This is a genomic window from Rouxiella sp. Mn2063 (assembly GCF_049319665.1).
Classification (GTDB): Bacteria; Pseudomonadota; Gammaproteobacteria; order Enterobacterales; family Enterobacteriaceae; genus JBMOUD01.
In genome coordinates this window covers 26,069-41,833 of record NZ_JBMOUD010000014.1, presented here as the reverse complement: position 1 = coordinate 41,833, position 15,765 = coordinate 26,069, and the positions used below count along the sequence as shown (strand labels likewise).

The following is a 15,765-nucleotide window of genomic DNA, read 5'->3' as shown; positions in this document are numbered from 1 at the left end:
TTCAGCTCCCGCGATATGTGGAATAAGAGTAAGGGCTAATTAATAGTGGGAGATGGTAATGTGCCTGCCCCGAAATAATGTTCACATCAATAATAGCGAGGTTATAAAGCGTCTCGCGTCCGGTTGCAGAGAAATAAGCACCGATATCGGCAGTTAAACGATAATTACCCGGTTCTATTGGATGTGGAGTTAATTGCGCAGCACGACCATCTTCATCACTGAAAACCTGATTAATAATTTGGCTACGGCCATCAATTATCTTTTCTAACAAGATACGCACTTGTGCGGCAGGTTTACCCAGTGAGGTGTCTAAAATATGGGTGGTTATTTTGCTCATCAGTCAAATAACTCCTTAAAACGTAGCAAGGTGATTTGCTGTAATTGTTCGGTGGTTTCACGCCATTCTTGTGCGGGAGTGTTATGCAAGCGCCGCTCAAGGTTTTCCAGAATTTCCGCCGATGTCCGCCCCCTGGCGCGGATGAGAAACACCCGCGCAAAGCGCTGTTCATATTGCTGATTGCCGGTTACAAGCGCCTGTTTTATGGCGTCGCCATCAAGTTCAAGCGTAGACTGCTCATGACGAGACAGCTCAGCATGCTTGCCCTCCCCCACAGCTTGCTGACCAATTCGAGGATGCTGGGCCAATGCCTGTTCAACATCGCGTTGCTGCCACGATTGACTGGCGCTTTCTGCTCGCTGTAATGCTGCGTCTAATGAAGAAAAAGGCCGTGCTTGAGCGACCTCTTCGGCCCAGCTGGCAATATCAACACAGGGACGTAATAATGCTCTCGCCTGAGATAAAGAAAGAAGATTAAATTCAGCTATATTCATTAGTGGTTTTCCTTGTGCTTTATTTAAAATATTGCAATCGCGGAACACGTTATGAAATACAAATATCCGTCATACTTGACGTTGCTTCTGCATTAGCTGCAGTTACTTACCCAAATCACTTACCACAAGATTAATAATGCAGGGAATAATCAGCGTAATATTACTGTTTATTCCCTATCAATTAAATTTCATTAATCGTTAAGTAATTAATGTTGAAAACTCAATACACTATTAATATAAGCTTGCGTCGCCAGAGTAACATCCTCGACGGTAACCGACTCATCAGGATGATGGCTGATCCCGTCTTTGCAGCGTACAAATAGCATGGCGGCTGGCCAACGCTCAGCAATAGCAATAGCATCGTGTCCCGCACCGCTTGGTAGCGCCATTGGCTGCGCTTGCAGCTTGCTAATGCCGTCAGCGAAACGCTGTTGCAGCTGCGGGTCACAGGCAGTGGCGTTGATGCTATAGAACTGCTCGGCAGTAAAGGTTAAACCACGACGTTCAGCAATAGCCTCAGCCTGTGTCAACAGTTGGCTAAGCAGTTGCTCAAGCGGTAGATCTTCCGGCCCGCGGATATCCAGCGTCAGGTTGACCTGGCCTGGGATCACGTTAACTGCTCCCGGCAAGGCTTCAATCGTGCCCACCGTGGCAACCAGATTATTTCCTGCCGCTTCGGTGTTAGTTTCGATAGCCAGTATCCATTCAGCAGCGGCCGTAAGCGCATCCTGACGTTGTCCCATCGGCACCGTACCGGCATGTCCGGCATGGCCGACAAACTGGCAATTCAGGCGACGCGCGCCGTTAATGGCCGTCACCACACCCAGCGCTAAATCTGCGGCTTGTAAACACGGCCCTTGTTCAATATGCAGCTCCAGGTAGGCACAGAAATCGTTGATATCACGCTTTGATGCTAATACGGCATCAGGATCAAGCCCAACATTGCGCATCGCCTGCGCCACGCTGATGCCCTGCGCATCGGTACGATCTAACCACTCTTGCGGCCAGGTGCCGGTAAAGGCCCGGCTGCCAAGCAGCGCGATGCCAAAACGCGTTCCTTCTTCATCCGCAAAGCCCACCACTTCGACCGCCATCGGCAGACGAATATTGTTTTGGTGCAGATAAGTCACCACTTCGAGCGCCGTTAATACGCCCAGCGGGCCATCGTAACGACCGGCATTACGCACGCTGTCCAGATGTGAACCGAGCAGTAACGCCGGTGCCGTTGGGTCTAGCCCTTCATAGCGGCCGCAAAGGTTCCCCACGCTGTCTTGCCAGACACGCATGCCCACGGCTTCCATCCACTCGGCGACGAGACGATTGGCCTGAATATGCTGCTCGGAGAGATAAACCCGAGTCAATTGACCCGGTGTTTCAGAGATCTCAGCCAGTTGGTCGCAACGCGCCATCACACGACGCCCAGCCTCTTGGGCAGCGACTTTCACGTCGAGAGCGGTCATATTATTTCGCCTCCGGCTTAGCATAGTGATCCCACGCCGCCTGGCAGCCAGCGCCGTAGGTTGACGCAAAACCGAGACGGTTGAGAACCGCTTCCAGCGCTACCAGCGTTTGCAGCACGCAATCTTTACGCGCGTTATAACCCATGGTACCGATACGCCAAATTTTACCGGCCAGCGGGCCAAAAGAGGTACCGATTTCAATTGCGAAGTCATTAAGCATCATCTGGCGTACTTGCTCGCCCGGAATGCCTTGCGGGATCACCACACCAAGCACGTTATTCATGCGGTGGTTTAAATCACCAAAGACTTCCAATCCCATACCTTGAATACCAGCCAATAGCGCATCACCGTGCAACTTATGGCGAGCGATGCCATTGTCCAATCCCTCTTCAAGAATTACTCGGGCACATTCACGCGCAGCAAACAACATGCTGGTCGCTTCGGTATGGTGATTTAATCGCTCCGGGCCCCAGTAATCCATGATCATACCGAGGTCGAAATAGTTGGAGTAGATCATCTCTTCATCACCATCGGCGTGATCCGAAGTACGGATCCCCTGCTCGATGCATTTGCGGCGACGGATCTGCTCTTCAAATTTCGGGCTAATGGTAATCGGTGAGCTACCTGACGGGCCGCCGAGACATTTTTGCAAGCCAGCAGTGACCGCATCAATTCCCCACGCATCCGTTTCCAACACGTTACCAGCAAAAGAGGCGGTGGCATCGCAGTAAAATAATACGTCGTGGCGGCGGCAAATCTCACCCAGCTGTTCCAGCGGTTGCAGCATAGTGGTTGAGGTATCACCCTGTACAGTCAGCAACCAGCGCGGTTTAACGGCTTTGATTGCATCTTCAATCTGCTGTGGGTCAAATACTTCCCCCCAAGGTGCTTCGATGGTGTGGACTTCAGCGCGGCAACGGCGAGCAATTTCCACCAACAAGTGGCCAAAGCGACCAAATACCGGCACCAGCACTTTGTCACCGGGGCGAATGCCGGAAATCAACACCGCTTCGATACCCGCGCGGGAAGTACCATCGATTAGCATGGTCCACTGGTTGTTGGTTTTAAATACCGAGCGATACAGCGCCATCACTTCATTCATATAGCCGGTCATCACCGGATCATATTGACCCAGTAATTGGCTGGACATCGCACGTAATACGCGAGGATCGGCGTTAATTGGCCCCGGCCCCATCAGCAGACGGTGCGGTGGATTGATCTGACCCAGCGTTGAAATAGACATAACAGAATCCTTCAATCAATAGAGCAAAAAATTATTCGGAATACCCAAGCAGCGTCGAGATGCAGGTCGGTGAGCGCAGCCAGCGTCCAGGCATCTTAAAGGGCGGTGAGTCGATCAGTTCGCCGCTTCATTTAAGCCGCGCACTGACGCGATAAATTGTTTCATTTCTGCGGTTTGCGGATTGGCAAACAACGCGCGGCTTTCGCCTTGTTCCCACACGGTGCCTTGATGCATAAACACCACGCGGTCGCCCACTTCGCGGGCAAAATTCATTTCATGCGTCACCAGAATCAGCGTCATGCCTTCCGCGGCAAGCTGTTCGAGTACTTTTAATACTTCGCCGACTAACTCTGGGTCCAGCGCCGAGGTTATCTCATCGCAGAGCAAAACCTTCGGATTCATCGCCAGAGCACGGGCGATAGCAACGCGCTGCTGCTGTCCACCGGAAAGGTTGGCCGGGTAGTAATCGATGCGTTCTGCCAGCCCGACTTTGGTCAGCATTTGAATGGCCAACTCGCGGCACTCGGCGGCGCTTTTACCCAACACGCGACGCGGGGCCAACATGACGTTTTCCAATGCGGTCATATGCGGGAACAGGTTAAAGTTCTGGAAGACCATGCCGACCGAGCGGCTGATTTCTCGCGCCTGCGAATCGCGGCTGGTAATCGTCATGCCGCCAAGCTTAATGCTGCCGTCCTGATATTCTTCCAGCCCATTCATACAGCGCAGTAAAGTACTTTTTCCTGAACCACTGCGCCCAATGATGCAAATCACTTCGCCAGCATCAATGTCTAGATTCACGCCTTTCAATACGTGATTCTGGCCGTAGTATTTCTGCACTTGATTGATGGTAATAAGCGGCATTATTTCTTCTCCCCTATTAATTTTCTCTCCAGATAATGGCTGTAGAGAGAAAGCGGATAACACATCAGGAAATACCCAAGCGCCACCAATGTGAATACTTTAAACGGCTGATACGTCACGTTATTGAGCATGGTTCCAGCTTTGGTCAATTCGATAAAACCAATAATCGAAGCCAGTGCGGTGCCTTTAATCACCTGAACCGAGAAACCGACGGTCGGTGCAGTAGCAATGCGCACTGCCTGCGGAGCAATCACTCGCCACAAGGTTTGTCCGAAGGTCAGCCCCAGGCAGCGCGAAGCTTCCCACTGGCCTTTTGGCAAGGCATCAATACTGCCAGACCAGATATCAACCAGATAAGCGCTGGCAAACAGGGTCAATGCCACTGAAGCCGCAGTCCACGGGCTGACATCGATGCCAAATAATCCCAGACCAAAGAAGGCCAAAAACAGTTGCATCAGTAGCGGCGTACCCTGAAATACTTCGGTATAGACGCGCACAATCCGCATTGGCCAGCGACGACGTGTCAGGCGCATTAATAGCAGCGGCAGGCTGACTATCGTGCCGCCGACAAAGGCCACCAGCGATAACAGCAATGTCCAGCGAGCAGCTAACAGCAAATTGCGCACAATGTCCCAATCGGTGAAGGTCATCATTAGCGGGCTCCTCCAAAGTAACGGCGTCCAGCCAGCAGTAACAGTTGACGCATCACCATCGACAACATCAGGTACAGCAAGGTCGACACAAAATAGACCTCAAAACTGAGGAAAGTACGTGATTGAATCAAACTCGCGGCGAAGGTCAGTTCTTGATAAGAGACCTGTGATACCACCGACGATCCGAGCATCACGATAATGCATTGGCTAACCAGCGCCGGATAAATACGTTGCATTGACGGCGGTAAAATCACCTGGAAAAAGGTGCGAGCACGGCTAAGTCCTAATACACGAGCGGCTTCCCACTGCCCTTTCGGCGTGGCTTGAATACCTGAGCGAATAATTTCAGAACTATAGGCACCGAGGTTTATCAGCATAGCAATCAGTGCGGCTTCACCCGCGGTGAGCTTCACACCTAAGCTTGGTAAACCAAAAACAATAAAGAACAACTGCACCACAAAAGGCGTGTTGCGGATAATCTCGACATAAACGCCCCAAATACGGCGCAGCGTGGCATTTTTACCACTGCGAATAGCGGCACCGGCAATACCGATGGCGATGCCGCCCACCGTAGCCATGGCCGTCAGCTCAATAGTGGCCCACAAACCAGCCAGTAGCTCCGGCATATAAGGCCACAACGCGGCAAAGTTAAGCTGATAGGTCATGTTGACTCTCCATCACTCAGGACGCTTAAGCGCCCATGTTGGCTGGCAGTGGTGCTTTCATCCATTTTTGTGACATCGCATCCAGCGTCTTATCTTTAATGCCTTGATCGATCAACGTATTCACTTCATCTTTCAACGCGGTTTCACCTTTACGCAGGCCGATATAGCACGGTGAATCTTTCAACATCACTTTAGGCACCGGTGCTTTCTGTGGGTTTTGCTGCGCCACAGCCGCGACAACTAAGTTACCGGTTGCGATAAATTGCACCTGCCCAGACAGATAAGCGGCTAAGGTGGTGTTGTTGTCTTCATAACGCTGAATAGTGGCATCTTTTGGCGCAAGGCCCGTCAACACCAGATCTTCAACCGCACCACGAGTCACGCCAATGGTTTTGCCAGACAAGCCAGCTACATCACTTAAGTGTTCAGTTTTGCTACCAAAAATCCCCAAGAACAGCGGCGCGTAAGCATTGCTGAAATCGATAATTTTTTCGCGCTCGGCATTTTTACCGAGGCTGGAAATGACCAGGTCCACTTTATCGGTTTGCAGGTAAGGAACACGGTTAGCACTCGATACCGGCACTAACTGCAACTTAAGTTTCATCTTATCAGCCAGATAATGGGCCATGTCGATGTCGTATCCTTCAGGTTGCATATCAGTACCCACAGAACCAAACGGTGGGAAGTCAGATGGCACTGCAACCCGCAGTACACCGCGCTGTTGAATATCCTTCAGCTGATCGGCCATGACTAACGGAGCCTGAATCATCAACATCGCTGCACCAACCCATGCCAACAAACGCTTATTCATTTTCATCAAAGTGACTCCAGTTAACTAATTTATGAAACGATAGATTCTTTGGCAAGACATTCTGCAACTAATGTGCCAAAACCAATAAAAGGCAAAAACTTGCTAAAAATGCTCATATACCTGAGCGTTTCGGCAGTTCTGACGAGGTATTGAGAAAATAGATGCCCCGATGCAGGGCAAAGACATTGCGACAGAGGCAGGAGAGAGGCACCAATATTGTGCATTAGCACTATATTGGTGCCTTGTTGATACCGGATGAGTGAAAAAAATAATCTTAACGCTGTTCCAGTTCGTCCAAATCACCGTACAGGTCAGCAATTTGATGAATTCGCTGGCGACCAGAAGCCAATATTTCATGCAGCAGTGCATTGCTGATTAAGTTCACCAGACTCATCGCGCCCGAATAAGAGTCAAAGGCAGACACGCTATCCAGCGATGCTGCTAAGTGCCAGCGGGCCAAGGGGATTAATGATTGCGCCTGCGGCTCGCAGATTAATAATACCGGTACGCCACGCTGCTGAAGGTCGGCAAGAATGGCGCGCGTCGCACGAACCCGGCGGCGAAAAGCGACAAAAATCACGACATCATGGGCGGTTAAATCCACTAAATCTTCGGCCAGCGTCTGCCCCGGTTGTGGGATCATCACCACACCGGCTCGCACCTGAATTAGTTGCTGACGCAGATGCAATGCGACGGGATAGCTGTTACGGAATCCCAATAGGCGGACTTGTTTAGCCTGGCTTAACGCCGTAATCACGGCCGCAAATTGTATGCTATCAATCTGGTTAATCCACTGTGTAAGGTTGGCCATTTCCTGTTTGTAATGACGTGAGAGCAAGGTGTTGCCCTGTACCGCATCACGGCTGTCAGTCAGCGGCATACCGCTTTGGCGTAACGTACGCACTTCGTCACGCATATCGCGATAACTCGGGTAACCAAGGCGTTTAAACAAGCGACTAACCGTGGCTTTCGATACCCCGCTGAGTCTTGCCAGTTCGGCGCTGTTGTAGCTCATCAGTTCGTCGATATGGTCAAAAATAAAATCAGCGACCTTCTGCTCTTGTGGCGTCAGTTCAGCGTAATATCCACGAAGGCGCTCATCAATTTGTTTCATTTTCTGACTTCCTGTAACTAACGTTTCAGCGGAACATAACACGCGCTGGGGGAGATAATACAAGTTTATTTCTACCATTTATCATCACAACAGTGCAGATGTGGAACGCCTCTTGCTTACTAAAACCAAGCTCACTGAAAACCGCGTTAAAGAATATTAAAGAAAATAAGGACTCGTCATGATCAACAGTAATAGTGCCCCACTGGGAATGGCCGTCACCCCGCATCATCTGGCTAGCCAAAGTGCTTTAGCAGTACTGCGCGAAGGCGGAAACGCCATTGAAGCGATGGTTGCCGCCGCCGCCACTATTGCCGTGGTCTATCCGCATATGAATGGCTTGGGTGGCGATGGTTTCTGGCTTATCGTGCCACCAAAAGGAGAGCCAATAGCGATTGATGCCAGCGGTGCGGCAGGCTCACAGGCCACGCTGGCGCTTTACGCTGGAGAGAAACAAATTCCTTATCGCGGTCCTAAAGCGGCGCTGACCGTTGCGGGTACTGTTGGCGGTTGGCAAGAGGCGCTGAAAGTGTCGGCCGAATTGGGCGGTGAACAAAAGCCGCTCTCGCGTTTGCTATGTGATGCATTGCGTTATGCCGCAGATGGTTTCCCGGTTACCGCCTCACAAGAAGCCGCCACGCGGACTAAACGTCATGAGATGGAACACATCCCGTCATTTGCCGACGTATTTTTGCCTAATGGCGATGTTCCACTGACCGGTCAGCGTTTTACCCAGCCTCGTTTAGCACAAACGCTGGCGCAGCTATGTTCCGAAGGGTTGGATAGCTTCTATCGCGGCAATTTGGCAAACGCCATGGCCGCTGATATGCAGGCGCTGGGCATGCCACTAACCCGTGAAGATTTAGCCAATTATCACCCGCAGCGCCGAGTGCCGCTGCGTCTAAAACATAGCAAAGGCGAAATTTTCAACCTAACGCCCCCGACGCAAGGGCTGGTTTCTCTGGCGATCCTCGGCTTAACCGACCGCCTGCCTTTAGAAACCATGGATGAGAGCGCGACCATTCATAGCATTGTCGAAGCGACCAAACTGGCCTTTGGCTTGCGCGATCGCTTTATCACCGATCCGCGACTGATGACGCAAAATGCGCAAGATCTCTTAGATCCACAATACCTTGATGTACTGGCAACCCGCATCAATCCACACCACGCCGCCGACTGGGGCAAAGGCAAAGGTCCAGGTGATACCGTGTGGATGGGGGTCATGGATAGCAGCGGACTGGCCGTCTCCTTTATACAAAGTATTTATCACGAGTTTGGTAGCGGCATGGTGCTACCTGGCAGCGGCGTGATGTGGCAAAACCGCGGAGCATCTTTCAGCCTCGATGCCGATCATCTGCTGGCATTGGCTCCGGGTAAACAACCTTTCCATACCTTAAACCCTGCGGCAGCAAGACTGTACGACGGGCGCACTATGGTTTATGGCTCAATGGGCGGTGACGGCCAGCCACAAACTCAAGCCACGGTATTTATCCGCCACGTAGTACAGGGTAAACCGCTACAAGAGTCGATCAGCGGCCCGCGTTGGCTATTAGGCCGTACCTGGGGCGACAGTAACGATAGCCTCAAACTAGAAAGTCGTTTTAGCCACAGCACGCAAGAAGGTTTGCGTCAGCGCGGCCATGACGTCGAGCTATTAACCGATTTTAGTGAAGCAGTCGGTCATGCAGGCGCCATCATTCATCACACCAACGGTATGTTTGAAGGTGCCTTTGATCCACGCAGCAACGGCAGTGCCGCCGGTTTTTAAAACAGATGCCTGTTAAATTTTACAGAAAACGAGAGAAACCATGAACAAAGATCCCTCTGCGCTCCCTAAGGATTGGGCCGCCTATATCAGCCAGATGGAGTCCGTATTGGCGCTTGAGCTTGACGATTCACGCCGACAAGAGTTGTTGGCACAATTTACGCGTATTGCCCAAATGGCGCAGCCGTTGATGGATTTACCACTGGACTCACGTCTGGAAATTGCCGGGGTGTATCACGTATGAGTTCATTTTCCGATTTGACCATTAGCCAGTTGCAGTTGGCGCTAAAAACCGGTGAGTTTTCTGCCACCGAAATTGCCAACCAGACCCTTGATAACATTGAGAAGGCTGACCCGGTAATCAATGCCTTCACCCATGTTACGCGCGATCGCATGCTCAGCGAAGCCAGTAAAATAGACCGCCTGCGCGCCAACGGTGCCGCCCTGCCGCCGTTGGCAGCGGTGCCTTATGCGGTGAAGAATCTGCTGGATGTCACCGGTCAAGTCACGCTGGCCGGAGCCAGTCTCAATAGTGGCAATGCGGTGGCAAAACAAGATGCTTATACCGTTGCCCGTTTGGCAAGCCAAGGCGCAATGTTGTCCGGCATGCTGAATATGGATGCTTATGCGTACGGCTTTACTACCGAAAACAGTCATTATGGTGTGACGCGTAATCCGCGCGATACCCAGCGCATCGCCGGAGGATCATCCGGCGGTTCAGCCGCCGCCGTTGCGGCAGGCTTGGTGAACTTTAGCCTCGGCAGCGATACCAACGGCTCAATTCGTGTTCCCTCTTCATTAACCGGAATTCTGGGGCTAAAACCGACCTTTGGCCGTATTTCTCGCAGCGGCAGCCAGCCGTTTGTTGCCAGCTTGGATCATATCGGCCCATTAGCCCGTTGCAGCAGTGATTTGTCGTCGGTTTATGATGCGATGCAAGGCAGCGATACCAGCGATGCTTTTCAGGCTGATAAACCGGTCACCGAGACGTTTTCACATTTAACTCGCGGCCAGCAAGGATTACGTACCGCAGTACTCGGCGGTTATTTCTCGACCTGGAGTGATGATTACGCCAAAGAGGCGGTAAAACGCGTTGCCAAAGCGTTAGAAGCGCAAGAAGAAGTAGAAATGCCGCAGGCCGAACTGGCCCGCTCGGCAGCCTTTATCATTAGCGCGTCCGAAGGCGGGAACCAATATCTGCCGAAACTGCGTAGCATCCCAGAACAGTTCGAGCCGTTATCGCGTGAACGCCTGCTGGCAGGTGCGATGATCCCCTCGGCTTGGTATGTCCAGGCCCAGCGCTTCCGTCATCATTTCCAGCAGCAAATCTTACCGATGTTTGACCGTTGGGATATTTTAATTGCCCCTTCGACGCCTTGCCAGGCGACGTTAATTGGTCAGGACACGATTCATATCAACGGTACGGATTTACCGACTCGCGCCAGCATGGGTATGCTCACCCAGCCGATTTCATTCCTCGGATTACCGGTCGTGTCTATTCCCATCGAGATTAACGGCGCACTGCCGATTGGCGTGCAGTTGATTGCTCCGCCATGGCGCGAAGATTTGTGCTTGCGCGCCGCCTGGGCACTGGAAGAACAAGGTTTGGTTAAGGTGAAGAGTTCACTGATTGGTTAACAGATCAACACCGGTAAGGTGAGCTTACCGGTGATAAAACTGAGAGAAAGATGATGAAAACCGAAAATATCGATCGCCCCGCCATTTTAGCCGAAGTAAACGCGGCGTTTTATCGCTACGAGCAAGCGTTGATTACCAATGATATCGCCGTATTAGACGAACTGTTCTGGCATGACAAACGCACCGTGCGCTTAGGTGCTGGTGAGAACTTATACGGTATCGATGCCATCCGTGAATTCCGCGCCTCCCGCCCATCCCAAGGCTTAGACCGTAAACTCGCTAATACCGTCATCACCACCTACGGCGACGACATGGCGATTGCCAGCACCGAATTCACCCGCGAAGGCAGCGACAAAATCGGCCGCCAAATGCAAACCTGGGTCAAAATGCCCAGCGGCTGGAAAATCGTCGCTGCCCACGTCAGCCTAATGGTGTAAAAGATCGCAACCTTTGAAGTTAAGCCTTTGACCTCAGATCTGTTGACTTCAGTCCTTGACCTCAGATCTGTTGACCTTAAAAGCGCATCTTGTCGGCCAAGCGAATGAATGAGGCTAGGGGAAATCCGTCAAGGACGACGGATTTAGGCTGAGCCGGGCAGGACGCCCGTCTCAGCCGACCCGTCAGGCCGAAGTAGAGAGTGCGGGCAGTCGCGCAGCGACCCGACAAGCTAAGCACAGGCGTTGGGTGCAGGGGCTTTCGCCGAAAAGCCCTTGCCGGTCGCGTTCGGCAGCGCTGACATATAATAACGTATTGATAAGCGACCGAACCTGCGCCAGAACCACATAAGCCCTAGCCAAAGACACGCTATGCCTAAGCGAACAGGCTATTCAAACCAAATGACAGGCCACGCGATGCCCTGCTACATCGCCCCCACCGTCTACCTCCCGTAATATGGGGACTTCCCGCCGACAGCGCTCGGTCGCCAACGGACAACGCGTATTAAACCGACATCCCGTCGGTGGCTTTGACGGGTCAGGGATTTCGCCCTGCGCCATCGCCACCGGCCCGCTGTCAGGGTCCAGTGTGGGTACCGCTGCCAGCAGTGCCTGAGTATAAGGATGCAGCGGCTGGCGGAATAAACTATCGCGATCGGCAGTTTCTACAATTTGCCCGAGATACATCACAGCAACGTCATCACACAGATGTTCCACCACGCCAAGGTCGTGCGAGATAAACAAGAAGGTCACACCGTGATCGTCGCGTAAATCAGAGAACAGGTTAATAATTTGCGCCTGAATCGACACATCCAATGCCGAGATCGGTTCATCAGCAATAATGAAATCAGGGTTGAGGATTAGCGCGCGGGCAATACCGATACGCTGACGCTGCCCACCGGAAAATTCATGTGGGAAGCGGTTGTAGTGCTGTTCCGACAGCCCACAGATTTTCATCACCTCAATGACTTTGCTGCGCAGTTCTGCCACTGAACATAGCTTATGTTCTAGCATCGCTTCGCCAATGGCATCCCCTACCCGCATTCTTGGGTTAAGCGAGCTGTAAGGGTCCTGAAAGACCAGCTGAATTTTTGGACGCAGCGCTTTCAACTGCTTAGGTTTAAGTGAGGATAACTCTTCACCGCGGAATTTAACGCTACCCGCCGTTTTCTCATACAGCCCTAATAGCGTTCGGCCAACCGTGGTTTTCCCACTGCCGGATTCCCCCACCAGCCCAAAGATCGAACCTTTGCGGATCTTAAAGCTAACGCCATCAACGGCACGCAGTTGTCCGGTCTGCTGACCGAACAAGCCATCCTGGATCGGGAAGTATTTTTTAAGGCCATCGACCTCAATCAAATAGTCTTTATTCATCGCAATTTATCACCGTAATTCTGGCTCAGCCGTCAGTCCGCTATAGAAACAGGCCGCCTGACGATGCTGCCCGATAAGTTGCGGAATACCCTGACGACAGTGCGCGGTCGCTTTGCTACAACGATCGGTAAAAGCACAATACGCGGGCAATGCCGCCAAATCTGGCACTTGGCCAGGAATAGAATACAAGCGGCGGCGACGTTCGCCAGGTACCGGACGCGAAGCGATCAATCCTTGAGTATAAGGATGCAGCGGATGACGTAGCACGTCGGCGGTAGGCCCCTGCTCAACAATTTTACCGGCATACATCACTACGACATGATCGGCCATTTGCGCGATCACCCCAAGATCGTGAGTGATCAGCATTAGCGCCATATGTTGACGTTGTGCCTGCTCGCGAAGCAGCGTGAGGATCTGCGCCTGCACGGTGACATCCAGCGCCGTGGTTGGCTCATCGGCAATCAGCAGTTTTGGCTGACAACTTAACGCCATTGCAATCATCACTCGCTGTAACATGCCGCCTGAAAGCTGATGCGGATAGCTGTTCATCAGGCTATCGGCACGCGCCAATCCAACCTCACTGAGCAACGCGATAGCCTTGTTCCAGGCCACTTTAGGCGTATCGCCTACGTGACGAATCAAAGGTTCCACCAGCTGCTCGCCGATAGTCAGCACCGGATTAAGTGCACTCATCGGCTCTTGAAAAATCATTGCCAACTGGTTGCCGCGTAAATCCGCCATGTCTGAAGGGCGCAATGCCAGCAAGTTTTGCCCGGCGAACAGAATTTCTCCGCCGTCAATACGTGCGACTTGCGGCGGTAATAAGCCCATCAATGACATCGCGGTAACGCTTTTGCCACAGCCAGACTCGCCAACGATGCCAACAGTTTGGCCGGGCATCACCTCGAAACTGACATTTTGAACCGCACGTACCCGCCCTTGCTCACTGGCAAACGACAGTGACAAATTATTAAAACGGACTAAAGGTTGCGTCATCGATTTAGCCTCGCTTCATTTTCGGGTCAAGGGCATCGCGCAGGCCGTCACCGAGCACGTTGATGGCGACCACCGTTAAGAAGATAGCAATACCCGGTGGCATCCACAGCCACGGACGGCGCTGGAAATCGATCAGGCTATTAGCAGCATCCATCATATTGCCCCACGAGGCCGATGGCGGTACCACGCCAAGCCCGAGATAGCTAATCGCCGATTCGTTGAGGATGGCATTGGCTACGGCAACGGTCGCCATCACCACTAAAATTGGCACGGTATTGGGCAACAAATGGCCGAAAATACGGCGGTGCGATGATAGCCCGAGCACCTGGGTTGCCAGCATAAAATCACGCTCGCGTAGTGAGAGGATCTGCCCACGCACCAACCGCGCCAGCTTTGGCCATTCCAGCAGGCTAAGCATTAAAATCACCATATACACGCGCGAGTCCGGCGAGAAATCCAGCTCGGCCAGCATCGCGCCCATCACCACCAGCAACGGCAAGCTGGGGATCGTCATCATTAAATCGGCGGCACGCATGATGATTTTGTCAGTCATTCCACCGACATAACCGGATAACGCGCCAAGCAGGTAGCCCAGCGTCACCGACAGCAACATGGTTAACAGGCCAATCACCAGCGAAATACGCCCGGCCAGCAATAAGCGAGTGTAGATATCTCGCCCCAGAAAATCCGTGCCTAACCAGTGCTGAGCATTAGGCGCTTTGTTGATCATCAGCGCATCGGTCGCTTCATCACGCCACGGCGAGAACATCGGGCCGAAAATACACCACAGCGCCATGACCACCAGCAAAATCAGACTGAACATCGCCATACGATTGCGGAGCAATGCCTTCCAGGCTTGATGCAGCGGTGACGGCGTGACCTGAGCCAGGGCTGGGATTTGCGCTTTACGCAGACGGCGCTGGTTTGAAAAGAGAGAACCTAACATTACGACCTCACCCGAATTCGCGGATCTGCCCAGGCGTACAGCACGTCGGCAATTAAATTACCCAGAATGGTCAACACCGCCAGAAACAGCGTAAAGCCCATCAGTACCGGGTAGTCGCGTGCAGCCAGCGAATTAATATGAATATGACCGGCACCCGGCCAGTTAAATACCGTCTCGGTGATAATCGCCCCGGAGAACAACCCCGGTAATTCAAAACCTAACAGTGTAATGATGGGCAGCAAGGCATTACGTAGCGCATGTTTGAGGATCACCGTACGCTCACGCAACCCTTTGGCACGCGCGGTACGCACGAAGTCCATCTTGATAACATCCAGCATGCTGGCGCGGAAATAACGGGTCAGGCTCCCTGCCTGTAGCATTATCAGGACAATAACCGGCAAGATAAGATGCGCGCCAACTTCCATTATCCTGGCCCAACCCTGCGCATCGCTGCCGGTGTTGGTCATACCGCCGACCGGCAACCAGTGCAAATCTACCGCAAACCATTTAATCAGTAACAGACACAAGAAAAAGGTCGGGAAAGACATGGCGGCAAAGATCATCACGCTGACAATGTGGTCAAACAGCGAATAAGGCTTTAACGAGGAGATGACGCCAACGGCCAGCGCAATCCCCCAATAGAAGATCATCGCAATCGAGGCCAGCAGGAATGAGTTCCAGATGTACTGATTTAATAGTTGGCTAACGGGAATTTGGTATTGCAACGAGAAGCCCAGATTGCCCTGTAATAATTGGCTCAGCCAGTGCCAATAGCGAGTCAGTAAAGGCTGATCCAGACCATAAATCGCTTTGAGTTCAGCAGCGCGTTGGGCGGTTAGTGTGACGTTACCGTCAATAAAATCACCGGGAGTCAGAGCAAACAGCATGAAGATCAGTAGCGAGGTTAGAAATAACATCGGGATGGTTTGCAACAAGCGTCGCAGAATAAAATTTCTCATGGCTTTTTCATCACG

General features: G+C 52.2%; 17 protein-coding genes. 4 read left to right on the top strand and 13 right to left on the bottom strand.

Going from position 1 to position 15,765, the window contains the following annotated elements:
• Window position 1 precedes the first annotated feature (1 nt).
• The 9 genes from uraH to ACL9RG_RS17875 form a co-directional block, all read right to left on the bottom strand.
• Window positions 2-337, bottom strand: coding sequence for a hydroxyisourate hydrolase (uraH, locus tag ACL9RG_RS17915; RefSeq protein WP_422793993.1), 336 nt, complete (start codon window positions 335-337; stop codon window positions 2-4).
• On the bottom strand, window positions 337-831 hold the full coding sequence (uraD, locus tag ACL9RG_RS17910) for a 2-oxo-4-hydroxy-4-carboxy-5-ureidoimidazoline decarboxylase (RefSeq protein ID WP_422793992.1): 495 nt from the start codon (window positions 829-831) through the stop codon (window positions 337-339). The genes uraH and uraD overlap by 1 nt, the downstream gene beginning before the upstream one ends.
• 206 nt (window positions 832-1,037) lie before the next feature.
• Window positions 1,038-2,291: an allantoate amidohydrolase gene (gene hpxK / locus ACL9RG_RS17905; RefSeq protein WP_422793991.1), complete on the bottom strand. Its 1,254-nt coding sequence runs from the start codon at window positions 2,289-2,291 to the stop codon at window positions 1,038-1,040.
• Between the two features lies 1 nt (window position 2,292).
• Window positions 2,293-3,534 carry a pyridoxal-phosphate-dependent aminotransferase family protein gene (locus ACL9RG_RS17900; protein WP_422793990.1) on the bottom strand — a complete coding sequence of 414 codons (1,242 nt, stop codon included), beginning with the start codon at window positions 3,532-3,534 and terminating at the stop codon, window positions 2,293-2,295.
• 114 nt (window positions 3,535-3,648) lie between these two features.
• On the bottom strand, window positions 3,649-4,398 hold the full coding sequence (locus tag ACL9RG_RS17895; protein ID WP_422793989.1) for an amino acid ABC transporter ATP-binding protein: 750 nt from the start codon (window positions 4,396-4,398) through the stop codon (window positions 3,649-3,651).
• Window positions 4,398-5,048, bottom strand: a complete 651-nt coding sequence (locus ACL9RG_RS17890; RefSeq protein ID WP_422794070.1) for an amino acid ABC transporter permease — start codon at window positions 5,046-5,048, stop codon at window positions 4,398-4,400. Before ACL9RG_RS17890 ends, ACL9RG_RS17895 begins: the two co-directional genes overlap by 1 nt.
• A 2-nt stretch (window positions 5,049-5,050) precedes the next feature.
• Entirely contained in the window at window positions 5,051-5,716 is a 666-nt protein-coding gene (locus tag ACL9RG_RS17885) for an amino acid ABC transporter permease (protein WP_422793988.1), read from the bottom strand.
• Between the two features lie 25 nt (window positions 5,717-5,741).
• A complete protein-coding gene (locus ACL9RG_RS17880) occupies window positions 5,742-6,533 on the bottom strand; it encodes a transporter substrate-binding domain-containing protein (protein ID WP_422793987.1) in 792 nt (263 codons plus the stop codon).
• 268 nt (window positions 6,534-6,801) lie between these two features.
• Complete coding sequence (locus tag ACL9RG_RS17875) at window positions 6,802-7,641, bottom strand: MurR/RpiR family transcriptional regulator (RefSeq protein ID WP_422793986.1); 840 nt, start codon at window positions 7,639-7,641, stop codon at window positions 6,802-6,804.
• A gap of 178 nt (window positions 7,642-7,819) precedes the next feature.
• Between ACL9RG_RS17875 and ACL9RG_RS17870 the strand changes: the two genes are divergently transcribed.
• From ACL9RG_RS17870 to hpxZ, 4 genes are read left to right on the top strand one after another with little or no spacing between them, the layout of a single operon-like run.
• Window positions 7,820-9,406: a gamma-glutamyltransferase family protein gene (locus ACL9RG_RS17870; protein ID WP_422793985.1), complete on the top strand. Its 1,587-nt coding sequence runs from the start codon at window positions 7,820-7,822 to the stop codon at window positions 9,404-9,406.
• A 40-nt stretch (window positions 9,407-9,446) separates the two neighbouring features.
• Window positions 9,447-9,647 carry an oxalurate catabolism protein HpxX gene (gene hpxX, locus ACL9RG_RS17865; RefSeq protein ID WP_422793984.1) on the top strand — a complete coding sequence of 67 codons (201 nt, stop codon included), beginning with the start codon at window positions 9,447-9,449 and terminating at the stop codon, window positions 9,645-9,647.
• Window positions 9,644-11,041, top strand: coding sequence for an AtzE family amidohydrolase (locus ACL9RG_RS17860; protein ID WP_422793983.1), 1,398 nt, complete (start codon window positions 9,644-9,646; stop codon window positions 11,039-11,041). Before hpxX ends, ACL9RG_RS17860 begins: the two co-directional genes overlap by 4 nt.
• Before the next feature lie 53 nt (window positions 11,042-11,094).
• Window positions 11,095-11,478 (top strand): oxalurate catabolism protein HpxZ, encoded by a 384-nt coding sequence (gene hpxZ / locus ACL9RG_RS17855; RefSeq protein ID WP_422794069.1) that lies wholly within the window; start codon window positions 11,095-11,097, stop codon window positions 11,476-11,478.
• Window positions 11,479-11,868: 390 nt separating this feature from the next.
• Here hpxZ and ACL9RG_RS17850 read toward each other — a convergent pair whose 3' ends face one another.
• The 4 genes from ACL9RG_RS17850 to ACL9RG_RS17835 are packed head-to-tail and all read right to left on the bottom strand — an operon-like array spanning window position 11,869 to window position 15,750.
• Window positions 11,869-12,849, bottom strand: a complete 981-nt coding sequence (locus ACL9RG_RS17850; RefSeq protein WP_422793982.1) for an ABC transporter ATP-binding protein — start codon at window positions 12,847-12,849, stop codon at window positions 11,869-11,871.
• A gap of 9 nt (window positions 12,850-12,858) precedes the next feature.
• The gene (locus tag ACL9RG_RS17845; protein WP_422793981.1) at window positions 12,859-13,845 is read right to left on the bottom strand and encodes an ABC transporter ATP-binding protein; all 987 of its coding nucleotides are present in this window, start codon (window positions 13,843-13,845) and stop codon (window positions 12,859-12,861) included.
• A gap of 4 nt (window positions 13,846-13,849) precedes the next feature.
• Window positions 13,850-14,791, bottom strand: a complete 942-nt coding sequence (gene opp4C / locus ACL9RG_RS17840) for an oligopeptide ABC transporter permease (protein WP_422793980.1) — start codon at window positions 14,789-14,791, stop codon at window positions 13,850-13,852.
• The gene (locus ACL9RG_RS17835; protein WP_422793979.1) at window positions 14,791-15,750 is read right to left on the bottom strand and encodes an ABC transporter permease; all 960 of its coding nucleotides are present in this window, start codon (window positions 15,748-15,750) and stop codon (window positions 14,791-14,793) included. The genes opp4C and ACL9RG_RS17835 overlap by 1 nt, the downstream gene beginning before the upstream one ends.
• Window positions 15,751-15,765 lie beyond the last annotated feature (15 nt).